This is a genomic window from Mesorhizobium sp. M2C.T.Ca.TU.002.02.1.1 (genome assembly GCF_003997225.1).
Genome location: NZ_RZTO01000391.1, coordinates 1 through 5,612 on the forward strand (window position 1 = coordinate 1; position 5,612 = coordinate 5,612).

Consider the following 5,612-nt stretch of genomic DNA (forward strand, 5'->3'; position numbering starts at 1 on the left):
CGCCCGCCACGCCCTCCAGCCACCAGTTGAAATAGGCGTAGGCCATCTCCTGCTTCTCCGCCGTCGCCGCCACGGAAAGGCTCAGTCCGCTTTGCCAGCCGCGATAGCCCTCGCGGGGAGCGGCATAGACGAGGTCGCGACCCATGCCACGAACGGCGTAGTAGGCAGGGGACCACAGCGATCCGATCACGCATCCCGGCCCCGACAGGAAGCGTATGGAATCCTCGGAGGAAACCCAGAGCCGGGAGAAATGGCCGGTGCGCTGGCGCGCCAGGAGGACGTCGAACAGCGCGTCGATTTCCTCGATCGACATATTGCTCGGATCGTTCACGTCGACCAGCCCGGCCGACCGCGCCGCCAGCGCAAGCTCGACCGCGCTCCCGGCGGGATCCTGGCTCAACGTGCAGCGCCCATGCCAACGCTCGTCGAGAAGCCAGGCCCAGCTCTCAGGCATGCTGAAGCCGAGATTGCCGGCGATGTCAGGCAAATAGGCGAAGGAATCGGCATTGTAGGTCGTCGGCAGCATCGAGATCATCGGCGTTGGCGCCGGGCCGAGCATGAAATCCTCCTGCACGAAGAGCATGTCGGCCGGACGCGTGCCGTAGCTGCGGACCTCGGCCTGCGACACCGCGTGGTCGTGGGACAGGCTGATCTGGTTCCAGCGCTTGATGCGTGCCGTCTCGATCGGCTGGATAGACCCCGCCGTCCAAAGCAGGTCGAGCGAATGGAACCACTGATCGTACACGTCGTAGGTGTCGGGCGACATGATGCCCCGACGCTGACAGCTCAGGCCATCGAGAACCTCGAAATCGATTCTGAAGGGAAGGTCCCGGGTGGCCTGGCGACGCAATTGCTCGGTCAGCGTGACTGACGTGCCGATAACCTTGAGGATGCCTGGGCTCACGTGTCAGTCCTCAGTGGATCGCGATCAGGTAGGGCACGCTGCGCGGTGGCGGCAATTCCGACAGCACGCGCAGCCTCGCGAGCGTCAGCCGCTCCACGCGCACCAGATGGCTGGACAGAAGGACCTGCGCCACATCGACGGAACCGGTGCGAAGGTGGTGCACGATCTGGCTGTATTCCCGCAGAGCGGGAAGGTCATCGCGTATGGGGAAATGCTGCCGGAACAGCTTTGGCACGATCAGGGATATCTGGTTCCGCCCAATCGAGCTCAACATGCGCGCGTTGCGCAGGCCCGCATACATGGTCTGGAACATTTCGGTTTCGATTTCGTCCAGCACGGTCCCGTCCATGTCCGGAAACGCTTCGATGGCTTTGTCGATCCGTGCTGCCAGCCCGGCGAGCCAGCCACGCGCGAGGCCGTTCGCGACCTGCCCCAAAGCTCGCGGCTCCAGAACCTGCCTCATCTCCAGCGTCTCGCGTATGTCGCGCGCGGTCATCTGGCCGATGATCCAATGCGACTTGCGGTTCTTTTCGATGAGGCGACGGTCCATCAGCCGCCACAGCACCTCGCGGGCGACGGTACGGCTGACGCGATGGTAGTCGCCGAGTTCCTCTTCCTGGATCCTGTAGGTGCCGAACGGCATCGAGGCCATGACCGCGTCGCTGACCTCGGCGAAAATCCGCTCCCAGGTGGCGCTGCGGCCGATGTCGTCCGACTGGGTGACCAGGATTTCGTGCAGGCGCCGCGGCGACAGCGGCACCGGCTTTGCGGTACCCACGACGTAACCCTGCCCGTCTGCGGCGCGGATAACGCCTGCCTCGCAAAGCATCAGAAGGGCGCGGCGTACCGGCGCCCGGCTGACGCCGAGCTGGATGGCAATGCTTCCTTCCTTGAGGACCGAGCCGGGCGGAAGTTCCGCTGTCTCGATCTTTGCTTCCAGGAGGTCCCTGATTGAGCTGTAGAGGAAGGAGGCGGCGCCCGTCGCCAAAGGGAGAGGATCTTGCGGCCTGGACGCTCGCTGCTTCGCACCCGCCTCTTGTCTTGCCGGCATCGTCAATTTCCCTGCACTGCGCTGCGGTTTCATTAAGCGGCTATCGAATACAATGTTTTCGTTGAATGGCTGCGTTCGAGGGAGTTTGCGCCAACAATACGCGAATTCCAGTCATTCCGTCTCCGAAAAATGTGCATTGCATTCGAAGGACATTATCAATTAGTCTCCCGCTAGGTAAGCCGCTTGGCACATGCGTCTGGGCCCGCGGTCGTCCTGCAACAGAACAACAAGAGGGAACATAGCCGTGAGAATAAAGCGCACCGTCAAATCCGGCACAGGCGAGGCCGGGATCACTCGCCGCAACGTCCTCAAGGGCGGCGCCGCCGCGCTAGGCGCGGCCGCCGGCTCCGGGATCATCGGCATGCCCGTCATCTGGGCGCAGAACATCAAGGACATCACGCTCAATCAGGTCGGTCCGTCGTTTTCAGTTATTACAGACATTGCCGAGAAAGCCAGCGCCGACCTCGGCTTCAAGATCGTCGCGCAGACCGCCGAGACCACACAACTGATGGCCAAGACGGTCAGTCAGCCGGAAACCATCGACATCGCGGACTACGAATATTGGGGTCTCCAGAAAGGCTGGCGTTCAGGCAATCTGCAGCCAATCGACATCAACAAGATCAAGGCCTGGTCGGCAATGACGCCGCTTATGCGGGACGGCAAGGGCTTCGACGGCAAGGACATGTCGCGCCAAGGCACCTTGCCGTTCAAGGTGCTTTACACTGACAGCGCCGATTCCAAGGACTTTGCCAAAGGCGCGACCGCGCTTGCTACCGTGATGCCGACTATCTTCAACGCCGACACGCTCGGCTTGCGTTCGGACCTGATCAAGCGCGAGGTGAATTCCTGGGCCGAATTGTTCAACCCGGAGTTCAAGGGCAAGACCGCGCTGGTCAATATCCCGTCCATCGGCATCATGGACGCGGCCATGGCGCTTGAGGCGCGCGGCGACATGAAATACGGCGACAAGGGCAACATGACGCGCGAGGAGATCGACAAGACAGTCGAGGTGCTGACAAAGCTCAAGAAGGACGGCCAGTTCCGCGCCTTCTGGTCGACGTTCGACGAGAGCGTCAACCTGATGGCCGCCGGCGAAGTGGTCATCCAGTCGATGTGGTCGCCGGCCGTCACGGCGGTCAAGTCGCGCGGCATCGAATGCGTGTACCAGGGCATGAAGGAAGGCTATCGCAGCTGGGGCCTCGGCATGGGCCTGATGCGCCACCTGACCGGGCTGAAGCTCGACGCCGCCTATGAATACCTCAACTGGTATCTCTCCGGCTGGCAAGGCGCCTTCATCGCCCGCCAGGGCTACTACAGCGCCGTTCCCGAGACTGCCAAGGCCAACCTGAGCGCCAACGAGGTCGGCTACTGGTACGAAGGCAAGCCGGCGACGGAAGACATCAAGGATCCCTACGGCGCTGTGATGGACAAGGCCGGCCACAGCCGCGACGGCGGCTCGTTCGAACAGCGCATGGGCAACGTCGCCTGCTGGAATACGGTCATGGACGAGGATCGCTACATGATCCAGCGCTGGAACGATTTCATCTCGGCATGACGTTTCAGCGTTTGCTGGCGCACGGCGCTAGGTCGCCGCGCGCCATCCCTCCGCTCCGTTTGTCGCGAAAGGACTGTCCATGTCGGGCAGATCGTCAGGATCGTCGTCACCTCTAGCGCCGTACCTCCAGGTCGCGCCACTGGCCATCACCATGATCGCCATGGTCGGCATCCCGCTGGCCACGGTCGTCATGCTGAGCTTCTGGGAATCGGACGGAATATCGATCTATCCGGCCTTCACCTTCGATAATTATCGCGAGGTGCTGAGTTCGCCCGTCACCCTCAGCCTGTTCCTGAAGACGCTCAAATACGCGGCGATCACGCTGGCCGCGACCGTGCTGATCGGCTTCACCTGCTCGTATTTCCTGGTCTTCCACGTGCGCAATCTGAAGTGGCAGATCGCGCTCTTCCTGCTGTGCACCATCCCGTTCTGGACCTCCAACACCATCCGGATGGTGAGCTGGATACCCTTCCTGGGGCGCGAGGGGCTGTTCAACAGTTTCTTGATCCAAAGCGGGATCGTGAAGGCGCCGCTCGACATCCTGCTTTATTCCGACTTCGCCGTCATCCTGACCTACATCCACCTGTACACGCTGTTCATGATCGTGCCGATCTTCAACAGCATGGCCAAGATCAACCCGAACCTGATCGAGGCCGCGCGCGACGCCGGCGCCACCCCTTGGCAGATCCTGCGCGACATCATCATCCCCCTGACCAAGACCGGACTGGCGCTGGGAACGATCTTCGTGGTGACGCTGGTGATGGGCGACTTCTTCGTGGTCCGCGTCATGAGCGGCGGCCAGAGCGCATCGGTCGTCTCGGCCATGAAAAACGAAATCGACCAACTCTACTACCCGCAGGCTTCCGCGATGGCGGTCCTGCTGGTCGTCGTCGTCCTGCTGATGGTCTCGGCGGTTTTGCGGATCGTCGACATCCGCTCGGAACTGGCGCGGTAGGAGGTAGGAATGGCGCTTCAATCGACCCGGCGCGGCCCGGCCTTCTACCTCCTGGCGCTGTTCTTCGCGCTTTTCGTCGCCTTCCTCTACGGCCCGATGCTGATCATCTTCCTGCTCAGCTTCCAAGGCCCCACCGGCGGCCTGACCTTTCCCATGCGCGGGGTTTCCACGCACTGGTTCAGCGACCTTTGGGGATCGAGCCGCTACGGCGACCTCGGCGGAGCTTTCTGGCGCTCGGTCCTCCTCGGCGTCCTGTCGATGCTGATCACGGCGGTCTGCTGCCTGTTTGCGGGCCTCGCTTTCCGACGCCGGTTCTGGGGCGCAGGCCCGCTGTTCTACCTGTCGATCGTCAGTCTCGTCATCCCCGGCATCCTTCTGGGACTCGGCATCAGCCAGCTCTTCCAGCTTCTCGGCTTCCGCCTGCATTGGTGGCTGTCGGCGCTCGGCGCGCATCTGAGTTGGACGCTGCCCTTCGGCCTTTTGATCATGTTCGCAGTCCTCAACCGGTTCGATTCTTCCTGGGAAGAGGCCGCCCGCGACGCCGGCGCGCGGCCTTCGCAGATCCTGACCTACATCACCGTTCCAATCCTGTTTCCCGGATTGATCGCCGTCGCGCTGTTCGGCTTTACGCTGAGCTATGACGAACTGCCGCGCTCGCTGCTGACCGTTGGCGGCTCCAACACCCTGCCGATCGAAATCTCGAACATGACGACCAACGTCACGACGCCGGCGCTCTACGCCATCGGCACCGTCACCTCTGCGGTCAGCTTCCTGGTGATCGCCATCGCCTTCGTAGCCATTGCCGTCATCCAGAAAAGTCGCGCCAGGGCGCGCGGGGGAAAAGCCTGATGAGCGTTGAAAGCCGCATCGACATCCGCAAGGTCACCAAGCTCTTCGGTGGCGTGAAGGCGGTGAACGAAGTCGACCTGACAATCGAGGGCGGTGCCTATTGCTGCATGATCGGCCCGTCGGGCTGCGGCAAGACCACACTTCTGCGCATGATCGCCGGCCACGAGACGCCCTCCAGCGGCACCATCAGTATCGGCGGGCGGGGCGTGACGACGCTGAAGACCGGCAGCCGCGGCACGGCGCTGATGTTCCAGAACTATGCGCTGTTCCCGCATATGTCGCTGACCGACAAAGTGGG

6 protein-coding genes are annotated in these 5,612 nt (G+C 62.4%); 4 read left to right on the forward strand and 2 right to left on the reverse strand.

What is annotated here, in order from left to right; genetic code table 11:
- Both EOD07_RS20150 and EOD07_RS20155 read right to left on the reverse strand, forming a co-directional pair.
- On the reverse strand, positions 1-904 hold a 904-nt coding region (locus tag EOD07_RS20150; RefSeq protein ID WP_127236715.1), incomplete at its 3' end, for a signal peptide prediction.
- 10 nt (positions 905-914) lie between these two features.
- A complete protein-coding gene (locus EOD07_RS20155) occupies positions 915-1,892 on the reverse strand; it encodes a GntR family transcriptional regulator (RefSeq protein ID WP_073985677.1) in 978 nt (325 codons plus the stop codon).
- A 307-nt stretch (positions 1,893-2,199) separates the two neighbouring features.
- On the opposite strand from EOD07_RS20155, the gene EOD07_RS20160 reads away from it, so the two are divergent.
- The 4 genes from EOD07_RS20160 to EOD07_RS20175 all read left to right on the forward strand — a co-directional run.
- Entirely contained in the window at positions 2,200-3,510 is a 1,311-nt protein-coding gene (locus EOD07_RS20160; RefSeq protein WP_245470316.1) for an extracellular solute-binding protein, read from the forward strand.
- Between the two features lie 79 nt (positions 3,511-3,589).
- On the forward strand, positions 3,590-4,465 hold the full coding sequence (locus EOD07_RS20165; RefSeq protein ID WP_073985676.1) for an ABC transporter permease: 876 nt from the start codon (positions 3,590-3,592) through the stop codon (positions 4,463-4,465).
- 9 nt (positions 4,466-4,474) lie between these two features.
- Positions 4,475-5,314 carry an ABC transporter permease gene (locus tag EOD07_RS20170; RefSeq protein ID WP_073985675.1) on the forward strand — a complete coding sequence of 280 codons (840 nt, stop codon included), beginning with the start codon at positions 4,475-4,477 and terminating at the stop codon, positions 5,312-5,314.
- The coding region (locus EOD07_RS20175; protein ID WP_127236716.1) for an ATP-binding cassette domain-containing protein at positions 5,314-5,612 on the forward strand (299 nt) is incomplete at its 3' end. The genes EOD07_RS20170 and EOD07_RS20175, both read left to right, overlap by 1 nt.

Bases quoted from the DNA above. Each gene is read 5' to 3' on its own strand.
- EOD07_RS20170 (WP_073985675.1), top strand. From the start codon at position 4,475: ATGGCGCTTCAATCGACCCGGCGCGGCCCGGCCTTCTACCTCCTGGCG.
- EOD07_RS20165 (WP_073985676.1), top strand. From the start codon at position 3,590: ATGTCGGGCAGATCGTCAGGATCGTCGTCACCTCTAGCGCCGTACCTC.